Source organism: Paeniglutamicibacter terrestris (assembly GCF_012271785.1).
Classification (GTDB): Bacteria; Actinomycetota; Actinomycetes; order Actinomycetales; family Micrococcaceae; genus Paeniglutamicibacter; species Paeniglutamicibacter terrestris.
Genome location: NZ_JAAWVT010000001.1, coordinates 211,775 through 231,496, shown reverse-complemented (window position 1 = coordinate 231,496; position 19,722 = coordinate 211,775). Strand labels below are relative to the sequence as shown.

18 protein-coding genes and 1 tRNA gene are annotated in these 19,722 nt (G+C 60.2%); 8 read left to right on the top strand and 11 right to left on the bottom strand.

What is annotated here, in order from left to right; all coding sequences use genetic code 11:
* The first annotated feature begins 196 nt into the window (after positions 1-196).
* Positions 197-694, top strand: a complete 498-nt coding sequence (locus HED64_RS01065) for a MarR family winged helix-turn-helix transcriptional regulator (protein WP_342590621.1) — start codon at positions 197-199, stop codon at positions 692-694.
* A complete protein-coding gene (locus tag HED64_RS01060; protein WP_245325587.1) occupies positions 691-1,968 on the top strand; it encodes an MFS transporter in 1,278 nt (425 codons plus the stop codon). Before HED64_RS01065 ends, HED64_RS01060 begins: the two co-directional genes overlap by 4 nt.
* 28 nt (positions 1,969-1,996) lie before the next feature.
* Here HED64_RS01060 and HED64_RS01055 read toward each other — a convergent pair whose 3' ends face one another.
* The 4 genes from HED64_RS01055 to HED64_RS01040 all read right to left on the bottom strand — a co-directional run bounded on the left by HED64_RS01055 (position 1,997) and on the right by HED64_RS01040 (position 7,343).
* On the bottom strand, positions 1,997-2,992 hold the full coding sequence (locus HED64_RS01055) for a hypothetical protein (protein WP_168150284.1): 996 nt from the start codon (positions 2,990-2,992) through the stop codon (positions 1,997-1,999).
* Positions 2,993-3,041: 49 nt separating this feature from the next.
* Positions 3,042-4,745: a helicase HerA-like domain-containing protein gene (locus tag HED64_RS01050; protein ID WP_168150283.1), complete on the bottom strand. Its 1,704-nt coding sequence runs from the start codon at positions 4,743-4,745 to the stop codon at positions 3,042-3,044.
* Positions 4,746-4,818: 73 nt separating this feature from the next.
* Positions 4,819-5,328 carry a GNAT family N-acetyltransferase gene (locus tag HED64_RS01045; RefSeq protein WP_168150282.1) on the bottom strand — a complete coding sequence of 170 codons (510 nt, stop codon included), beginning with the start codon at positions 5,326-5,328 and terminating at the stop codon, positions 4,819-4,821.
* A gap of 5 nt (positions 5,329-5,333) precedes the next feature.
* Positions 5,334-7,343: an FAD/NAD(P)-binding protein gene (locus HED64_RS01040; protein ID WP_168150281.1), complete on the bottom strand. Its 2,010-nt coding sequence runs from the start codon at positions 7,341-7,343 to the stop codon at positions 5,334-5,336.
* Positions 7,344-7,737: 394 nt separating this feature from the next.
* Between HED64_RS01040 and HED64_RS01035 the strand changes: the two genes are divergently transcribed.
* Genes HED64_RS01035 through HED64_RS01010 form a run of 6 tightly spaced genes read left to right on the top strand, consistent with a single transcriptional unit; the run spans position 7,738 to position 14,152 of the window.
* On the top strand, positions 7,738-8,787 hold the full coding sequence (locus HED64_RS01035) for an amino acid ABC transporter permease (protein ID WP_168150280.1): 1,050 nt from the start codon (positions 7,738-7,740) through the stop codon (positions 8,785-8,787).
* Positions 8,784-9,590, top strand: coding sequence for an amino acid ABC transporter ATP-binding protein (locus tag HED64_RS01030; RefSeq protein ID WP_281069190.1), 807 nt, complete (start codon positions 8,784-8,786; stop codon positions 9,588-9,590). The genes HED64_RS01035 and HED64_RS01030 overlap by 4 nt, the downstream gene beginning before the upstream one ends.
* Positions 9,591-9,633: 43 nt before the next feature.
* A complete protein-coding gene (locus tag HED64_RS01025; protein ID WP_168150279.1) occupies positions 9,634-10,650 on the top strand; it encodes a transporter substrate-binding domain-containing protein in 1,017 nt (338 codons plus the stop codon).
* Between the two features lie 34 nt (positions 10,651-10,684).
* Positions 10,685-11,758 carry an LLM class flavin-dependent oxidoreductase gene (locus tag HED64_RS01020; RefSeq protein WP_168150278.1) on the top strand — a complete coding sequence of 358 codons (1,074 nt, stop codon included), beginning with the start codon at positions 10,685-10,687 and terminating at the stop codon, positions 11,756-11,758.
* Between the two features lie 34 nt (positions 11,759-11,792).
* The gene (locus HED64_RS01015; protein ID WP_168150277.1) at positions 11,793-13,199 is read left to right on the top strand and encodes an NtaA/DmoA family FMN-dependent monooxygenase; all 1,407 of its coding nucleotides are present in this window, start codon (positions 11,793-11,795) and stop codon (positions 13,197-13,199) included.
* Complete coding sequence (locus HED64_RS01010) at positions 13,196-14,152, top strand: ABC transporter substrate-binding protein (protein ID WP_168150276.1); 957 nt, start codon at positions 13,196-13,198, stop codon at positions 14,150-14,152. The genes HED64_RS01015 and HED64_RS01010 overlap by 4 nt, the downstream gene beginning before the upstream one ends.
* Positions 14,153-14,252: 100 nt before the next feature.
* Here HED64_RS01010 and HED64_RS01005 read toward each other — a convergent pair whose 3' ends face one another.
* From HED64_RS01005 to HED64_RS00975, 7 genes are all read right to left on the bottom strand, one after another.
* Positions 14,253-15,035, bottom strand: a complete 783-nt coding sequence (locus tag HED64_RS01005; protein WP_281069189.1) for an amino acid ABC transporter ATP-binding protein — start codon at positions 15,033-15,035, stop codon at positions 14,253-14,255.
* Positions 15,022-15,687 carry an amino acid ABC transporter permease gene (locus HED64_RS01000; RefSeq protein WP_168150275.1) on the bottom strand — a complete coding sequence of 222 codons (666 nt, stop codon included), beginning with the start codon at positions 15,685-15,687 and terminating at the stop codon, positions 15,022-15,024. Before HED64_RS01000 ends, HED64_RS01005 begins: the two co-directional genes overlap by 14 nt.
* 66 nt (positions 15,688-15,753) lie before the next feature.
* The gene (locus HED64_RS00995) at positions 15,754-16,575 is read right to left on the bottom strand and encodes an amino acid ABC transporter substrate-binding protein (RefSeq protein WP_168150274.1); all 822 of its coding nucleotides are present in this window, start codon (positions 16,573-16,575) and stop codon (positions 15,754-15,756) included.
* A gap of 250 nt (positions 16,576-16,825) precedes the next feature.
* The gene (locus HED64_RS00990; protein ID WP_168150273.1) at positions 16,826-17,224 is read right to left on the bottom strand and encodes a RidA family protein; all 399 of its coding nucleotides are present in this window, start codon (positions 17,222-17,224) and stop codon (positions 16,826-16,828) included.
* 105 nt (positions 17,225-17,329) lie between these two features.
* The gene (locus HED64_RS00985) at positions 17,330-18,256 is read right to left on the bottom strand and encodes an AEC family transporter (protein ID WP_168150272.1); all 927 of its coding nucleotides are present in this window, start codon (positions 18,254-18,256) and stop codon (positions 17,330-17,332) included.
* A 92-nt stretch (positions 18,257-18,348) separates the two neighbouring features.
* Positions 18,349-18,419: transfer RNA gene (locus HED64_RS00980), tRNA-Gly, on the bottom strand.
* A 100-nt stretch (positions 18,420-18,519) separates the two neighbouring features.
* Entirely contained in the window at positions 18,520-19,707 is a 1,188-nt protein-coding gene (locus HED64_RS00975) for a cation:proton antiporter (RefSeq protein ID WP_168150271.1), read from the bottom strand.
* Positions 19,708-19,722: the final 15 nt, after the last annotated feature.

Here is a 19,722-nt window from a genome sequence, read left to right as displayed (position 1 = left end):
ATTACCTTGCCTTTTTTGTGCGCGATTGTGGGCCGGGCAACCAGCCTGCGTAAGCGATGTCACCGGTGGTGGGGATCAACTTCGTGAGACAGCTCATGGCAGAGAGTTGCCACTGAGCGTATGGTTAGCATTGCTAAGTAACTATCAAGGTCAAAACTAAAGCCGTGAAAGACATCGGCGACACGAAGGAGGATCCGTGGCTCGCCCGGATCATTTGAACGAAACTACACCTGCCCCACAACCCATCCAGGACCCAGCATCGGATACTCCCGAGGCAAACACCACCGGCGATCTGGCCGCCGAACTACGCCTCGCCGTCATGCGAGCAGCACGACGGATGCGCATAGAATCCAGCTCCGACGCCGTGAGCCCCGGACAATACTCGGTACTCGCCGGACTACGCAGCGAGGAACGCACCATTGGTGAGCTGGCCGCGATCGAACGCGTCAGCGCACCGTCCATGACACGAATCGTCAAGGGTCTGCTGGAAGCCGGATTAATCACTCGCACCGTCAGTGCACAGGACGCGCGACGCGCGCTGGTGGCTCTGACCCCCGCCGGCACCGTAGCCTTCAATGCGGCACGAAACCAGCGGACGGCCTGGATGGCACAGCGGGTTGAGGCACTTGATGCAGCCGATCGTGCCACTCTGGCCCGCGCCGCGGTGCTGCTACAGGCGATGAGCGCCAAATGAGCAAGATGTTCAGCGCCCTCAAATTCCCGAACTACCGGCTCTGGACCGCCGGCGCCCTGGTCTCAAACATCGGTACCTGGATGCAGCGCGTGGCCCAGGACTGGCTGGTACTCACCATCCTCACCAATAACGACGGAACCGCGGCCGGCATCACTACCGGCCTGCAATTTTTGCCCATCCTCTTCCTCGGCCCGTTTGCCGGGGTCCTGGCCGACCGCATGAACATCCGCAAACTGCTGCTGATCACCCAGAGTGCGATGGGCATCTGCGCCACCATCTTGGGTGTCCTGGTGATCACCGGAACCGCAGAACTGTGGCACGTGTACGTGCTGGCCTTGGGGCTGGGCATCGCCAGTGCCTTCGACGCCCCGGCACGTCAGTCATTTGTCTCCGAGCTGGTTCCCTCCACCCACCTGGCCAACGCCGTAGCGCTGAACAGCGCATCATTTAACATGGCCCGGCTGGCAGGCCCCGGTGTGGCCGGATTACTGATCGCCTGGTTTGGTACCGGTCCGGCGTTCCTGATTAACGCCGCAAGCTTCGGCGCGGTACTCTTCTCCCTGTTCAAGATGCGCACCCAAGAACTCCAACCCACCATCCTGGTCAAACGGAGTAAGGGACAGATTCGCGAGGGCATCGCCTACCTGGGCACCAGACCGGATCTCCTGCTGATCTTTGCCCTGGCCTTTGTTGTGGCAACCTTCGGGTTGAACTTCCAGCTCACCAACGCGCTGATGGCCACCGATGTCTTTGAGGTGGGTGCCAGCGAATTTGGTTTGCTCGGCAGTGTGATGGCCGTAGGTACCCTCGGTGGAGCACTGCTCGCGGCACGACGTAACCGCCCGCAGTGGCGCTATCTGCTCGGCGGCGCCGTCGGCTTCGGGGTGCTTGCCCTGGTGGCCAGCCTGATGCCAACATTCTTCTGGTACGCGGTCATGATGGTGCCCGTCGGATTGGCGTCACTGACCTACCTGACCAGCTCCAACACCATGATTCAACTCTCCGTCGAACCGGCATACCGCGGCCGCGTGATGGCCCTGTACATGATGGTGATCCAGGGCGGAACACCGATCGGAGCTCCGTTGGTGGGATGGATGGGAACCATGTTCGGAGCCCGTTGGTCGGTTGCCGGAGGCGCCATCATTTCGCTCATTGCGGGTCTGATCGCCGTGATCTTGGTGCTGCGCAAACGACGCAAGACCCCGAAGAAGAGAAGCATCGATCACACACCACAGACCGCAACGATCACGCTCAAGCCGGCGCTGGGTCACTAATTACGACCCGGCCGCCGGGGCGGGCGATTTATTCGCTGGAAACCGGGGTGACCTTTACTTCGGTGGTACTAACATCCAACTTTGCGGTGAATCCGAAGCTGTCTTCAATGGTCTGCTCGGTGTAGATCCCGGTGCGCAGATTCTGCTCGGTGAGTTCCAGCCGCGACTTGACCGTCAGCGGACGGATGACCCAGCGGCCGTCGAAGGACACGATCTCCGCGGCCGGGTAGTCCACGATGCTCCAGTGGATGGAGTCGGACTGCACCCGAGCAATGGTGGAATAGCTCATCGGGCATGCCGACGGCATCAGCACCTGTTGCTTGGCACAACCGTCGAGGTACGCGGCGATCTGTTTATTGACCTCATCCTTGAGCGCCTGAGTCGGCTGCGTTTGCAGCTTAACCGCGGTGCCCTTCTTCTTGAAGTCGGTGATGGCCAGGCCCCGGGAGTCGGCCATAAAGTTGGTCGTTGTGAATCCGGTGTCAATGACGGCTGGAACAAACACCGGAACCGTCGTCTGGCCCTTGACTAAGGGTGCGGGCCTAGAATTCACGACCACTTCGTTGGTGGTGTTCGCGCTGATGGCCACAGTGGGAAGCGTGGTGGGGACAAATTCCCAGGTATCAAAGAACAACCAGCTGCGGCCGGTGCGCTTGAGCTGGTAGTTGGTCTGCTGCTCAACGCCATGGATGGAGTAGGTGGCGAGGACGTTAACCATGTTGTTATCGCCCGGTTCGTCCTCGGGTTTAGCCACGGTGAAGTCCTTGATGTCCGCACTGGCGGCCTTCAACCCGGCACCGTCCAGCAACAGCGCGTTGCCGCTCGGGACGGTGGCATGAAGCAGGCCCAAGGCCTTGGCTCCCTCGCCCTTGACCAGGTGGTCCTGAAGCTGCAGTACCTTTTGGGCAGGCCCAAATACCTTCTGGTTCACCAGAACCACCGAGGCGAAGGCGATGACGACCAGCACCACAAGGGCCGCTGCCCATGTGGCAGCGACCCGAGTGGGGGATAAACGTTTACTCATTGATTCCTAGGCTACCGGGAAAGCTACAGCGTTCGCACAAAACACCCGCTTAGCGACGGCGCCTCTTGGTGCCGAACATGCCGCGAAGCATTTCTCGACCAAAAAGATTGGCTGCCTGCAAAGCCATGTCCATGAGGGGATTGTCGGCTTTTTGGGGTGCGGCCGGTGGACGTGTCTGACGTCTCGGAGCACTCTTGGTGGCTTCCGGGGCTTCGGGCATGGCGTAGTCATCGGCACCCGGTGCCGGCGCCGAATTGGGGATCGAGGAGGGCCTGCCCAAAATCGATTCCTCAATGCTGCGCGCTGCGGCGTCAATCTCTGCCTGAGTCTGACCCGCCGCTGGCACACGCGCAGCCACGGAACCGCCGGTTGAAACCGTGGCAGGGCCCGCGGTAGGCGCGCCACCCCCAGAGAGCTTCTCGAAGGCCGACTCGCGATCAACGCTCGTTCCGTAGACCTGCATCAGCGCGGAGGCTGCGACAATCTCCGAAATGGTTTGTTCATTGGAGGGACCCATGGTCGACTCTGGGCTCCACATCCGCGTCCAGGCCACCGGTGTTGGTGCACCCTTCTCATTCATCACCGTCACCACTGCTTCGCCGGTGCCGGCCTGAGTCAGCGCATGTTCGAGGTCGTACTGACTGGTCGGGAACGTGGAAATCGTCGACTTGAGCGCCTTGGCATCATCCGGGGTGAAAGCGCGCAGCGCATGCTGAATGCGGTTGGCCAGCTGACCGAGTACATCGGCCGGAACATCCTTCGGAGTTTGTGTCACGAAGAAGACACCAACACCCTTGGACCGGATCAGTCGCACGGTGGTGGTGATCGAGGTCAGGAACGCCTTGGAAGCTCCGTTAAAGAGCAGGTGGGCCTCGTCCAGGAAAAATACCAGCTTGGGCTTTTCGGCGTCGCCCACCTCGGGCAACTCGGAGAAGAGGTCGGCCAACAGCCAGATCATGAAGGTGGAGAACAGCAGCGGCTTCTGCATCAGCGTGGGAAGCTCCAGGGCACTGATGACACCGCGTCCATCGGGCGACTGACGAAGCAGCTCGACGGTATCAAATTCTGGTTCCCCGAAGAAGGCATCCATGCCTTGAGCCTGCAAGGTGACCAGCTCGCGCAGGATCACGCCGGCAGTCGCCTTGGAGACGCCGCCCAGTTCCTCAAGCTCGGCCTTGCCCTCATCGCTGGTGAGGTGCTGAATGACCGCACGCAGGTCCTTCAGGTCAAAAAGTTCCAGATCCTTGGTATCCGCATAGTGGAAGATCAGCTGCAGGCACGATTCCTGAGTCTCATTCAGTTCCATGATGCGTGAGAGCAAGAGCGGGCCAAAGGAGGAAATGGTGGCGCGAATCGGAATGCCGGTGCCTTCTCCGCCGAGTGAGTAATACTCGACGGGGAACGACTTGGCCGACCACTCCATACCCACCGATGCGGTGCGCGCGGTGAGTTTTTCCGACGCGGTACCCGCGGTGGAAAGACCGGTGAGGTCGCCCTTGACGTCCGATACGAAGACCGGGACACCTTGGTTTGAGAGCTGTTCGGCCATCAATTGCAGGGTGATCGTCTTGCCGGTGCCCGTGGCTCCGGCCACGAGCCCGTGGCGGTTCATCATGCGCAGCGGGAGGCGTACCTGCGCGGCGGGGAAGACCTGGTCATCGACAAGTGCCGCGCCCAGGTTTACGGCTGGTCCCTCGAAGGAATAGCCGGCTTGAATGGATGCGGCATGCTCGTCTGTAGTCATCTTGGCCATGTCCATAGCCTACGGTCTTGCAAGTTTTAGTGGTGGTGGGCACGCCAATTGTTTTTGAATCGGTGTTCTGGCCTCAGCCCGCGGCCAGATCCTTGGTAAACGGAAGATGGCCAATGGCCTCCGGATCGGCCTCAAGATCAAATTGCGGCGCGTAACCCGTACGGAGGTACAACCCGACGGCTTCTGGCTGCCGAGGACCGGTGGTGAGGTACACCTTGCTGTAACCGAGCCTGCGCGCCTGATCCTCCAACGCGGTAAGGACCGCGCTAGCCAGACCGCGGCGTCGGAAATCCCGATGTGTCCAGATCCGCTTGAACTCCGCGGTGTCCGAGGAATATTGGCGCAAGGCGCCCCCGGCAATGGTTAGGTTTTCGTGCAGCAGCAACAGCAAACTGCCGGTGGGAGCCATGAACTCCGCGGCGGGATATCGCAGCATTTCCTTCTCGGTGCCGCCGAAACGGTCCCCATAACGTTCGGTGTACTCCACGGCAAGTGCAGCCAACAACGGCTGTGCTCGGGGATCATCGAGCTGGGCGCTAAAGATGGTGTGTTCGAGGTGGGTTTCGGTGGGTGATGCGCTCATTTTTCCTATCCTACGTATCGGTGCATCGCATCGAGGCTCGCTGCAAATGCGGTTTCGCTCATGGGTGGTGCAGTGGCAGTATCCAGGGCCACGGTAGTGGACAGCAGGATCGTCCTGGCCAAGGCATCGGTGGTGCGGAAGGGGGCAGAATTTGAATGGGGGCGCGAGAAAGCCCCGGCATTCCAACCCGATACTCCTGCACCGACCGCGTAGAGCCACGAGGATTTCTCTCCCTTTCTACCCACCACACGGCACTGATCGTCAACAAGCATTTTTCCGGTGCCGGTGGACTCGGCGGTGATAACCCCGCGCGAGTACAGCGAGGACAACAGCTCATTCGTCGTATCCTGAAGCGCGGTCTCCGGAAGCCTGGCTTCGATCAATGTCCGCGCCGTAAGGCGGTGTCCTTCCACGACACCGTCGGCGCTAAAACTCCCGGAGACCTCGTCCGTTGAAAACCTGACGTTGGGACCGAGGAAATGGATGAGCCCGGCATCTTCCAGAGCCAAGAGTTCTTGCAAGCGGTGAGCCGGCGGCCCGGAATCCACGTAACTGAAAAATCCGTGCCACCATCCCGATACCTCGCGGCGGCTCAGGTCATCAAGCTCATCGAGGGAAACGACCTGACCCAGCCCCATGTAGGCGCCCAACAAGCCGAGGAACAGGCCCAAGGTTTCGGAATTCTCCCCTCCGTCCCGCAACTGCAGATCCCTGAGTATCACTTGCCGCACCGCGCGATGTACCTGTTCGGGGGAGTCGAAGGTCGTGGAGGCGAGCGGCTGATCCAGCGCTTCGAAGTCCAGCCGGTCCGCTGCCTGTGGGACGGAGTCTTCCACCAGCATCGTGCGCTCCGTGGAGTACCAGGGCAAGACGGCAAAGGCCCGGGCAAAGGAATCCCAGGATGCGCAGGTGCGCTGCGGATGGGCGGTGAACAATTCGCGATAGTAGGAGTACGCGGCATCCTTGGCAATCAGTGGCCACAGGTGCTCCCTGAAATTCAGCCGTCCATGGTCGGCCAATAATCCATCGATGGCCGTCCGGTTCAGGAAAGTTGGCGCGGCAGCGGTATCCCCGGCCAGCGCACCGCGGATTTTGGAAAGGTACGGAACACCCCGGCGTGAACCCACGTGGAGCACCGGTTCATCACCCGATGGGTGGTAGCTGAGGGTCGAATCGGGGTTAGGCGTAAATCGGCCGCCGCGCCCTTCCATGAGCAGGACAAATAGATCAATAAAGGCCAGACCCATGCCCGAGACCAGGACATCTTCCCCGGCCCGAAGCACGCTGAGATCGAGGTCATTGGTGTAGGCCGGCGGCACATAGGTTACCGACGAGCCGATGCGGGCAGCGAATTGGGCAAAGCGTCGGGACGAGGCCGCGGGATGCGACTCCGTGTGGCCGACCGCCAGGACCACCGCATCGGTGAGCAACACCCTTGAGTTAGCCAGCACCACGCTGTGGCCACCGCGGGAACTTGCGGGACGAATCTCCACCACGGTGTCCCGATGGATCTTTACGCTCACCCCCGGGGGCAACGAATTAATGGTGTGCCGCAGGAACCAATCCAAATAGGCGCTTTGCAGCCGCCGCGTGGGAAAGTCATCGGCATTCAGCGAACCAAGTTCGTGGGCGAGCTCATTGCCACCGGCGGTTATGGCCGCCGCGTCCGCGGGATATTCCCCGTTGCGTAGCAGGCAAACCCATTCCCAGAGGGAGGGACCGGGCACCGCCGGGCCCTGGCAGGAGACCGAATCATCGGTAAACATGCTCACGTCCATGGCCATCGAATTCAGTTTCAGCAGTCCCGACTGCTCATCCCGCCAGATTCGCCCGGCGCCCGCCGGGAACGGATCAACAATGTCCACGTGCAGCGGACCCCTAGCAACCTCACGATGGTTGGCGGCAAGTCGTTCCAGCAGCATCGCAGCACGCGGCCCACCGCCCACCAGCAACAGGCGCGCGGGATCGTTTCCATCCTCCCTCCGACGTGCGCCGCGGTTGCCCTGCTGAACCATGGTGAATCTCCTGTTCTACGTCTGCTGGGGTGAAAAGCTTTGGACACTGCACGGACCAAGGGTGGTTGCGTGAACCGTCGATCCGCACCGTGTTCAGCCAGCCTAGGCATGCTGCGGGGATGGCCGAAAGCGCCCACGACGTGCAAGGTGACCTAGCGCAATGCCACGAGACAAGTCGTCATAAAACGTCGTGAAAACCATGCAGCTGGCGGGTTCCACAAGGGAACTGTTGCGCCATATTGCCCGAAGCGGCCCACCAAGTAGCCTCGTTTGCCGGTCCCGAAACCAGCCCCATAGCTTGGTTGAACACCGCGGAAAAAACTTCGCAGTTCACCACAACCAAAGAACCCAACAATGCACCGCAGCAGCCGTGCAGCGCAGAAGGAGGTGGCACATGGGTGCCGCAACACCAACCACGCAGATCGATCCCGAACTTCATGAAGAGTCCGGGCCAATAGCGGAATCCAGTACTCCGGCATCCTCCCAGGAACAGTTCAACCCCACCAGCGAATCGACCTTCGGCCCGGACACCTTGGCCTCCTTGCGCCCCGGGATTATTCCCGCGCGGCACCCAGCCCGTTGGGTGGGAACCGCAGTGGTTGGCCTGCTACTGGCAGCGATCCTCTATTCCCTGTTCACCAACCCACGGTGGGAATGGGGAGTGGTCGCCCAATGGTTCACCGCCGAATCCGTGATTCGCGGACTGGGCGAAACCTTGAAGCTCACCATCATCTGCGGCGTCCTGGGCTTTGTTCTCGGATTCATCTTGGCGCTGATGCGGCTGTCGGCCTCTCCGCTGTTCTCGTCGGTATCTTGGACCTTCTCTTGGATCTTCCGTTCAACCCCACTGCTGGTCCAGCTGCTGCTTTGGTACAACCTCGGTTACCTCTACGAAAAGGTCAGCCTCGGCATTCCCTTCACCTCGCTGACGTTCTTTGAAATCAACACCACCACGCTCATCAGCCAATTCGCCGCTGCCGTGCTGGGACTGACCTTGAACCAGGCCGCCTATTCGGCCGAGATTATTCGCGGTGGCATTCTTTCGGTGGACCAAGGACAGCTCGAGGCAGCGGCAGCCCTGGGCATCCCGCCGTGGCGCCGATCCACCCGGATTGTGCTGCCACAGGCCATGCGTTCGATTCTGCCCACGGCCTTCAACGAGATCATCGGCCTGGTCAAGGGCACCTCGATCGTCTACGTGCTGGCCTACGGCGAACTGTTCTATACCGTCCAGGTCATCTACTCACGTACCCAGCAAGTCCTGCCGCTGTTGCTCGTGGCCACCTGCTGGTACATCGTGATCACTTCGGTGCTTTCGGTGGCCCAGTACTACATCGAACGCCACTACTCCAAGGGCGCAGTGCGCACGCTGCCCGATACCCCGGCGCAGAAACTCCGCCGTTTCTTCACCATCCGCACCCGGACCACGATTGGAACCCGATGAGCATTACGTCCACCGAAGCCCCCACCCGTGGCCTGGTTGAAATCCGCGACGTCCACAAGGCCTTTGGGACCAACCAAGTGCTCAAAGGCATTAATCTTCGGATCAATCCGGGAGAAGTGGTGGCCATTCTGGGTCCTTCCGGATCCGGAAAATCTACCCTGCTGCGCACCATCAATCACCTGGAAAAGCTTGACGGCGGCACCATCACCATTGACGGTGCTCTGATGGGCTACAAGATCCGCGGCAACCAGCTGCACGAGTTGCGTGAAAAGGAGGTGCTGCGTCAGCGCACGCACGTGGGCATGGTCTTCCAGAACTTTAATCTGTTCCCTCATCTCACCGCGCTGGCCAACATCATCGAGGCCCCCATCCAGGCCCAGGGCCGCGACCGAGGCGAAGTGACAGCACAGGCGCTGGCCCTGCTGCGCCGTGTGGGACTCGAAGATCGGGCAGACGCCTACCCCCGGCAGCTTTCCGGCGGGCAACAGCAGCGCGTGGCCATCGCCCGTGCGCTGGCGTTGAATCCCAAGGTGGTGCTATTCGACGAGCCAACCTCCGCGCTGGACCCCGAGCTGGTTGGTGAGGTGCTCGACGTCATCCGCGCACTGGCCAAGGACGGCACCACGCTGATCGTTGTCACCCACGAAATGGGGTTCGCCCGCGATGTTGCAGACCGGGTGGTCTTCATGGATGCCGGGAACATCGTTGAAGAGGGAACTCCGACACAGATTTTTGGTGCACCACAACAGGCACGAACCAAGGAATTCCTCTCCAAGGTCATCGAACCAGCCTTCCACCTCTGAGCCCCCGGACCACTTGTCCACTCACGCATAAGGACCCTTGATCATGAAGAAACTCTCACTTTCGGGCACCACCGCACAGAATTCGCAGCGCCACGTTCTAACGGCGGTCACTGTGGCAGCAGCCGCTGCCCTGTCGTTGAGCGGATGCTCCGACCCGGGTAGCGCCACGGCTGGCACACCAAGCGGCACCGGTGCGGCGCCCGCCGCCGGATCCATCACCTACAACACCTCCCCGGAACAGAACCGTATCCGCTCCACCAAGGATAAGAAACTGGCCGAGAGCCTCCCGGACTCCATCAGCAAGGACGGCAAACTGACGGTTGCCACCTCCGCGGGTTCAATTCCATTAACCTTTCATGCCACGGATAACACCACCTTGGTGGGAACCGAGACCGACCTGGCGCAATTGGTCGCCGACAAACTCGGCCTCGAGTTAGACCTGCAACTTACGAGCTGGGAAAACTGGCCGCTCAAGACGGACTCTGGCGCGGTGGAGGTGGTCTTCTCCAACGTGGGCATCAATGCCGAACGCGTCAAGAAGTATGACTTTGCCCCATATCGTGCGGCCTTCATGGGATTTGAAGCGAAAAAGGACTACTCCGGGACGGTCGAGGGGGCAGAAGACATTTCGGGCAAAAAAATCTCCGTGGGTGCCGGGACAAATCAAGAAAAGATCTTGATCGCCTGGAACAAGGAACTTACCGACGCCGGCAAGGCACCGGCGGAACTTCAGTACTACTCCTCGGACGCCGATACCATCCTGGCGCTGTCCTCGGGGCGCATCGATTTGAACATCGCGCCGTACCCTTCCACCGTCTACCGCCAAAACAGCCGTGATGACCTCAAAGTGGTTGGCAAGATCAACGCCGGTTGGCCCGCCTCAACCTTGGTGGCAGCCACCTCCAAACGTGGCAACGGGCTGGCAGAACCCATTGCCAACGCGATTAACGAACTGATCTCCGAGGGCACCTACGCCCAGGTCCTGGACCATTGGGGACTGGGCGAGGAAGCGGTGAAGTCTTCGGACGCCGTCACCGCCGAGAACTTCTCAGCAAACTAACCACCAGTCACCGAGCCTCAGGAAGAAGAGAACCATGACGACCTCACCGGTACACCACGCAGTGTTGATCCTTGAAGTGGATGGGGCAGGTGCGCATCCCGCGGCCTGGCGCCTTGACCCCGCAGGACCGGCCAACGTGCTTCAAACCAATCACACGGCCCAAAGCGTTCTGGCCGCCGAATCCGCCGGCTTCCACGCGGTGAGCTTTCAAGACTCCCGGTTGGCTCCCGAGCACGGGCCGGAGGCTCGACTTGATGCCATCCAGCGCGCCGCCTACCTCGGCCCATTGACCCACAGCATTGGACTGCTCCCCGTAACCGACGCTATTTACACCGAACCATTCCATCTCGCCACTCAGCTCTCGGCCTTGGACTCGGTCTCCGCCGGACGCGGCGGTTGGATCGTGTCGGGTACCGGCAACCCCGTTGAGGGTGCGGCCGTGGGACGCGATGCGGTAGCGTCCGAAGATCTGCGCGCCGAGATTGCCGATGTTGTGGAGGTCGGTCGCCGACTCTGGGACAGCTGGGAGGACGACGCGGTGATCAAGGACGTCGACACCGGGCGGTACCTGGATAGGGCCAAGGTCCATTATGTGAATTTCACCGGTCAACGCTTTTCCATCAAGGGCCCGGCCATCAGCCAGCGTCCCATTGCCGGACAGCTGCCGATCTTCGCCCCCGAGCAGCTTGCCGAGGGCCACGACGCCGTGCTTTTCGGGGCTCCGGATCTTGATGCCCTGCTCGCGGCCGCCCACGAGGGGGCCGGGAGCGGTCGGCGCTTTGCCGAAGTCGAGTTTCTCCTCGACGCCGCGGGGGAGAGCGCCGCCGCACGGCTCGAAACGTTGAATTGCTGGGACAACACTGAACCGGCGCATGCCCGCTTTGTGGGTAGCGCCGAAGACTTCACCGAATTCCTGCGGACCTTGCTGCCGTTGGTATCGGGGGTACGTCTGCACCCCGCGGTGCTATCCATTGATGCCGCGGAATTCGCCGCGCTGGTGCTTCCCGAGCTGCGCAAATCCCAGCTGCTGGCGCCCATCACCACCGGTAATACGCTGCGCGAGGTGCTCGGCCTGCCGGTGGCCACCAACCAGTTCGCCGCGCTCTAGGCCCGCGCAAAACCTTGAGACCCAGGAGAAAAACATGAGCACAGAGCAGACCACCAAAAACTACATCCGCCTAGGAGTCTTTTTCCAAGGCGTGAATTCAAATACCGTATGGAAGACTCCCGAAGCTGGATCTCAGACCGATTTTGAGTCCTTCCGTCGTCTGGCCCAGACCGCCGAACGCGGGCTGTTCTCGGCGTTCTTCCTCGGCGAGGGTCTACGCCTGCGCGAGCACCTAGGGGCAGTGCATGACCTTGATGTGGTTGGACGGCCCGACGCCCAAACCATGCTGGCGGCCCTTGCCGCGGTGACAACCAACATCGGCTTGGTGGCCACGCAGAACACCACGTATAACGACCCGGCGGATCTGGCCCACCGACTGGCATCGCTCGATTTGCTCTCCGGGGGCCGTGCCGCCTGGAACATCGTGACCACAGACAATGCCTGGACCGGAGCGAACTTCCGTCGTGGCGGTTACCTCGACCACCAGGACCGGTACACCCACGCGGAGGCCTTTGTGGAGACGGCCAAGGCCATCTGGGATTCGTGGGGCTCCGAAGACATTGCCGCCACCGGGCGTCAGGCCTCGTGGCTCAGGCCCGGAGCGGCAACGCCGATCGAGCACCAGGGTGCCCACTACACCATTGATTACACCTCGCGGCTACCGCGCAGCGCACAAGGGCGGCCGGTGCTCTTCCAAGCCGGAGACTCCGCCGAAGGCCGGGACTTCGCAGCGCGCCAAGCCGATGTCATCTTTTCGGCCCATACGGGGCTACAGGCCGCCACGGACTTCCGCACCGACATCACTGCTCGCACGCTGAAGGCAGGACGCGCCGCCAGCGCGGTCAAGATCATGCCCGGCGCGGAATTCATTCTGGCCGAGACTCCGCAAGCTGCCGAGGAAAAGCGACGTTGGGTCAAGGAGCAACAGATTGGCCCGCAACAGGCACTGGCCTACCTCGAGCAGTTTTGGGGTGAATCGCTGGAGGGAATCGACCCGGAGGGCCCGTTGCCGAGCTTCGACCCGAAAATCAGCGAATCGGATGTGACCCGCGGCAGTGGTTTCCAAGGGGCCAAGGCCGTTGAGCTGACGCGCGAATGGCGGGAAACCGCCACGGCCCAGGGCCTGAATATTCTGGAATTTGTGCGAGTAAAATCCGGACGTTCCGACGGCACCTTTGCCGGTTCCTACACCCAAGTTGCCGACCGGCTCGAGCAATTCGCCGCTCGGGGAGTGGTCGATGGATTCAATGTCACCCCGTGGTTAATTCCCAATGGCCTCGATGACATCGTCAACCATCTGGTTCCCGAACTTCAGGAACGTGGCATTTACCCCACCGAATACAGCGGGAACACATTACGCGAAAATCTGGGGCTGGATGCTCTTGAACCAGCCACCACAAAACGTCACTCAGACAAAACGATTATTGAGGTAGGAGCATGAAAAAAGGTACAGGCACTTCGCTGCTGATCGGGGTTGCAGCACTGGGGTTATTGCTCTCGGGTTGTTCCGATCCCGGGGCGGCCACCGCGGCTGGCGAATCAACTCATGCCACGGGGTTCAATCTTGATCCCGAGCAGCACCGGACGGCTGCCGCCCCGGTGCAAGCAGCAGAAAAGTTGCTGCCGAAAGCCGTTGCGGCGGACGGAAAACTGAGTATTGCTATCGTTCCGGGGGCTGCCCCACTGGCCCTCTTTGCCACCGACAACAAAACCGTCATCGGCAACGAGGCAGACATCGCCGTGGCCCTTGCCGAATCTCTCGGGCTGCAGGCCGAGCTGGTTCCGGTGTCGTGGCCGGACTGGCCGCTGGGAGTGGAATCGGGCAAATACGAAGCAGCGATCATCAACGTCACGGTGACCGAGGAACGCAAGAAGAAGTTCGATTTCGCCACATATCGCGAAGACAAACTTGGCTTCTATGTTGCGACGGACTCCAAGATCACCGAAATCAAGGAGCCCAAGGACGTTGCCGGATTGCGAATCATCGTCGGGTCCGGGACAAATCAGGAAAAGATCCTGTTGGCATGGGACAAGAAAAACAAGAGTGCGGGTCTGGCACCGGTTGACTTCCAGTACTATGACGACGAGGCCCTGGGCACCATTGCACTGAATTCTGGGCGGGCGGACGCATCATTTGGCCCCAATGCCACGGGTGCCTACAAGGCGATCACCGACGGTAAAACTCGTCTGGCGGGCCTCGTGCCCGGCGGCTGGCCGGATGCCGCAAACATCGCCGTAACGGTGAAAAAGGGCAGCGGATTGGCCGAGGCTTCCCAGGCTGGCATCAACGGCTTGATCGAATCGGGTCTGTACCAAGAGATCCTAGACAAGTGGTCGCTGGGTGAAGAAGCGATCAAAACCTCGGAGTTGAATCCCGCGGGGCTGAAAGACTAGTTCCGCTCTCCGACGGCTCCCCTTCGGACATGACAAAGGCCCAGTACCGGGGTCCCCGGCGCTGGGCCTTTGTCATGCTTCCCTGTTGTGCCTCGGCTACCTAAAACGGGTTGAGCAGGCGGTGCACAAACTGCTGGGTACGTTCATTCTGTGGTGCACGCAGCACCACATCGGGGTGGCCACGTTCGACGACCACGCCTTGATCCATGAACACAATCTCGTCGGCCACCTCGCGGGCGAAAGCCAACTCGTGGGTCACCAGGACCATGGTCCAACCCTCATCGGCCAGCTCCTTGATGACCCGCAGGACATCTCCGACCAATTCCGGATCCAGGGCCGAGGTCGGTTCGTCAAAGAGCAACAGTGACGGCTTCAACGCCAAGGCCCGCACGATCCCGACGCGCTGCTGCTGTCCTCCGGATAGCTGGTGCGGGTACTGGTCGCGCTTTTCGGCCAGACCTACCCTAGCCAGGAGTGACTCGGCCTCGGCGATGGCCTCTGCGCGCTTGCGCTTCTGTACCCTTACCGGACCCTCAATGACATTTTCTAGGACGGTCATGTGGGGGAAGAGATTATAGTTCTGGAAAACCATGGCACTCTGTGAGCGCAGAACCTGAGCCTGCCGTTGCGTCGTTTTGGACGTGAAGGACACCGTCGGGCCTTTATCGAAGGCCACCTCGCCACCATCCGGGATTTCCAAGCCGTTGAGGCAGCGCAAGACCGTTGTCTTGCCAGAACCGGAGGGACCGATCAGGGCAAGCACCTGCCCCTTACCGATCTGCAGATCAATGGAGGTGAGGACCTCGTGGTCACCAAAGCTCTTTTGCAGACCCGTGGCCTTCAGCAAGACCGTGGCTTCGGGGGAGTTGCTAGCGTGCGACATATCGATCAAACCTTCTTTCCAAGCGAGTCTGGCCCATGGAGAGCACCAGACAAATCACCCAATAGATGAGGGCAGCTTCGATGTAGATCAGCATGAATTCCTGGCTGAACGCCGCAATCTCTTGAGCCTTACGGAACGCCTCCGTCACCAGGACCACAGAGGCAAGGGAGGTGTCCTTGACCAACGAGATGAAGGTATTGGACAGCGGCGGAACAGCTACCCGAGCGGCCTGCGGAAGAATCAGTCGGCGCAACGTCAGCGTTCGTGACATTCCAATCGTGTAGCCAGCCTCCCACTGCCCCTTGGGGACCGAAAGAATGGCCGCCCGGATAACCTCGGCAGCGTAACCACCAACATTAAGCGAAAAAGCAATGACGGCACTGGGCCATGGGTTCAACGTAACTCCGATGGATGGCAGCCCATAGAAGATCACAAACAGCTGAACCAGTAGCGGGGTTCCCCGAATGGCGGAGATGTAAGCCCGGGCAATGAATGAAATAACTGCATTGCCGCTCAACCGCATCAGCGCCATGAGCAGCGCAATGGCCAGACCAATAACGAAGCTGATCAGCGAGAGCGGGATGGTTCCCTTCAAGGCGCCCTGCGTTATGGGCCAGAGTGAGTCGAGGAAAAGATTCCAGTCGACTGTCATGGACAGCTCTCCTTGGATCGTTGGAAAGACGCCGGAGATCTCCAGCGGTCGTGCATACGGGGAAGCCTACTTGGTGACGTCTTCACCAAAGTAGTTATTAGAGATTTCGGCCATGGTGCCGTCAGCCTCTAATTCGTCGATAGCCTTGTCGACTGCCTTGACCAGATCTTCGCTTCCCTTGCGGAAAGTGAGGGCGCTTTCGGACTTTTCGGTGGTTTCGGCCGCGATCTTGATGCTTGGATCATTCTTGGTCTTCTGTGAATCCAAGTAGGTCAACTTGTCATTGATCGTTGCATCCACGCGTCCCTGCTTGACCAAGGTCACCGCCTGCGCCCAACCTTCAACCGCCTGAACGTTGGCCCCCGACTCCTTGGCCAGCGCGTTCCAGTTGCTCGTCTGTGACTGCGCCGAGCTCTTGCCCTTCAACGCCTCGAAGGAAGTGATATCGGTGTTATCGGACTTGGTCACCAAGACGCCCGTGCTCACGGTGTACGGAGTAGAGAAGAGGTACTTGGCGCTGCGCTGCTCGTTGATGGTGACCTGGTTGGCGATCACATCGAAGCGATTTCCCTCCAGACCAGCAAAGATGGCGTCCCACTGGGTTTCTTCGAAAGATGCCTTGACTCCCAACTTGTCGGCAACGGCGGTAATGATCTCAACATCAAAACCGGTCAAGGCACCCGTTCCACCCTCATGGAACGAAAACGGCTTGTAGGTTCCCTCAGTACCGACCTTGAGCACGCCGGCGTCCTTGACCTGCTGCAGGGTCAGACCCGCGGCAGTTCCTGAAGCCTTCGAGGACGCCGACGGTTCGGTTGTTGAAGCGCAACCGCTGACGGTGATCGCGAGCAGAGCGGTGGATAGCAAGGCAACGAGTTGACGTTTCATGGAGGTGGAGGTCCTTTCAATGACCAGATGATCTACGAGTTCGGTGTAGCGGCACAGCTGATCCAAGACACCGTGAAAATAAAAGCTTGATGCGACGCTAACACGGCCAACGTCAAGGCATAAGGCACTTATTCCGAAGTGCGTCGAAAATCCTTGTCACATCCAATCTTGACCGGTCAATTTTGGTATGCCGGGAACGCACCGTGCCTCACAAGGACCGTAGCTACTCGGCCAGCTCAACATGCTGGGGCTAGGAAAGATCAACGTGCTCGTTCATGGTGACCACCGCATCGATCTGCACCTTGGCACCTAATGGAAGACCGGCTACCTGCAGTGTGGTCCGCGCCGGATAGGGAGCTTTCAAAGCAGCTGCGTAGATGTCATTGATGACGCCAAAATCCTTGTAGTCCGTCAGGTAAATGGTGGTCCGCAGCAGGTTAGCCAGGGTGAGGCCAAGTTCTTCGAGCAAGGTTTCCACATTTCTCAGCATGGCGGTGCATTGTTCGGCGATGTCGTCCGAAACGAGGGCGCCATCCTCGGGACGCTGGCCGATAATGCCAGAAACATAGCCCGTGTCGCCGTCGCGCACGAGATGAGAAAACGGCGCCGTTGACTGGTGTAGCGCAGGGCTGAAATGGTGATTCTTCATGCTTCTCCTCGCTAGCTGCGGTAAAAGGTTCTGGAGACCCCGGGCCACATTCAACGATGATGTCGCTCGACGAATGTTGAAAGTTCGGTAAGCGGTGCCCGTGCCTCAGGTCAAAAGCAACGGCACAACCATCATGGCCGGAACCGCGACGATGGTGGTGAGCAAGACCGTATCCTTGGCCAAGACAATGCCGCGCTCATAACGTGAGGCGGTAACGAAGATGTTTTGAGCCGTTGGCAGGGCGGCCATGATCACCGCAGCAAAAACGGATTCGCTCTCAAGGCGGAAGACCCATACGGCCAGTACCCAGGCCACGACGGGTTGGAACACCAATTTCATGGCGGTGGCCACCAACGTATCGGCCCGGCGCCCGCCCGAGGCTTCCAAGGGCTTGGAACCGACCAGCGAGATGCCGAAAGCAATCAACATGGCGGGGATGGATGCTCCGGCGATGAGATCGATGGGATCTGCCAGCGGTTGGGGAAGGCGAAGATCAAAGAGCGCACACATCAGACCGGCCAGGGAACCGACGATCATCGGATTTTTGGCCGTCTGTACCAGCATCGAGACAACGGTGGTGCGGTGCCGAGATGTGCTTGCGTCAAGGATGGCCAGACAGATCGGTGAGAACAGCGCCAACTGCCACAGAATTACGGGTGCGGCATGAGCCATATCGCCCAAAACATACAACGCAATCGGTAGACCCAAGTTGGCGGAGTTCACGGTGGAGGCGCTCATGGCCCCGATGGTGGTTTCGGTCAGGTCGCGGCGTAGCCACCAACGGGTGATCAGTACGTAGGCGATGGCCGTGAGCAGGGCGGATGCCGCTGCCACACCCAGAAATGGGCCCAAGACCGAGGCCGGGTCAGATTCGGAAAGCGTGGTGAAAAGCAACGCGGGGCTGGCAACAAAAAATGTCAACCGGTTCAGTACGTAGCGCGCATTTTCGCCCAGGACCCCCGTTCGCCCGACGAAGTACCCCACTGCTATGACGGTCCAGACAACGGCAAAACCTGAGAGTACACCGCTCATGAAGTCTTCCCTTCCGGTGAGGATTCAGCACCGCATGGCGCACTTAAATACGTGGGGACCCGGTCAATGACCGAGTCCCCATGTCCCTAAAGAGCGGGCGACGGGAATCGAACCCGCGTGTCCAGCTTGGGAAGCTGGCGCTCTACCATTGAGCTACGCCCGCAATGCTCCGAGAAGCCTAATGGCGCCTCGAGCGAAAAACAGCATATCTCAAAGTGGGGTGCAAAGACCTAATCGACGCTCCCACCAGTGGTAACGAGGCGTCAGATTGCCGCATCGGGGCTCGGACTGCGTTTGGGCAGGAACGGCCGAGAAAGATGTTCGGCGAAGCGGGCGGCAATCGGACCGAAGACCGCCAGCAGTAGGACGTAGGCGGTAGCAAGAGCGGCCAATTCTCCGGTGACGGCACCCGAAGCAACGGCCAACCCGGCGATAACGATCGAGAACTCGCCGCGAGCAATCAAGGCCACACCGGCTCGAACGCGGCCAGGGATCCCAATGCCGGCCCGTTTGGCTGCCCAAGCTCCGGTGGCAACCTTCGTCAGTGAGGTGACGACCGCCAGCAGGATCGCCAGGGGAAGTACCGCGGGGATCGTGGTGGGGTCGGTGTTTAGTCCAAAGACCACAAAGAACATCGCGGCGAACAGATCCCTCAGCGGCTCAAGAACCTTCGTTGCCGAATGTGCGGTGGAACCGGAGATCGCAATGCCCAACATGAAGGCACCCACGGCGGCCGAGACATGCATCGCGGAGGCGAGTCCAGCGACCAAGAGCGCCGCACCGATGAGCTTGAGGAGGAAGTTTTCCTGGTCGGAGGAATGGATTAGCCGGGAAATTTGCGGACCGAAGCGCAGCGCCGCCAGCAAAACTAGGGTGATGGTTGCCATGGCAACCCCTACGGTCCGGAGCCCGCCCCAGAAGCTGAGACCGGCCAGAGTTGCCGTGAGCACCGGCAGATAGATGGCCATGGCCAGGTCCTCGAGGACCAAGATGGAGAGCACCACGGGAGTCTCACGGTTACCTAAACGACCGAGGTCCGAAAGTACCTTGGCGATAATGCCGGAGGAGGAAACATAGGTGACGCCACCCAGAACCAGGGCTCCGACAAATCCCCACCCCATGAACAGGGCCAGTGCGGCTCCGGGTGCGAAATTCAGGACCAGGTCTACAACTCCGGCCAGCCACGAACTTTTCAGCCCCGTGACAAGTTCGCGGGCCGTGTATTCGAGCCCCAACATGAGCAGGAGCAGGATGACGCCGATTTCGCTGGCGATCTCCCCGAACTCAGAGATCCCCTCTAAATTGATCATGCCGCCGCTGCCAAAGAGCAGTCCGCCGACCAAATACAGCGGAACCGGTGTCATCCCGAATTTTGCAGCCAAACGGCCAAGTAATCCAAGCCCCAAGAAAACGGCGCCGAGCTCAATGAGTATTAGCGCAGTGCCGTGCATGAACCGTGCACCTCC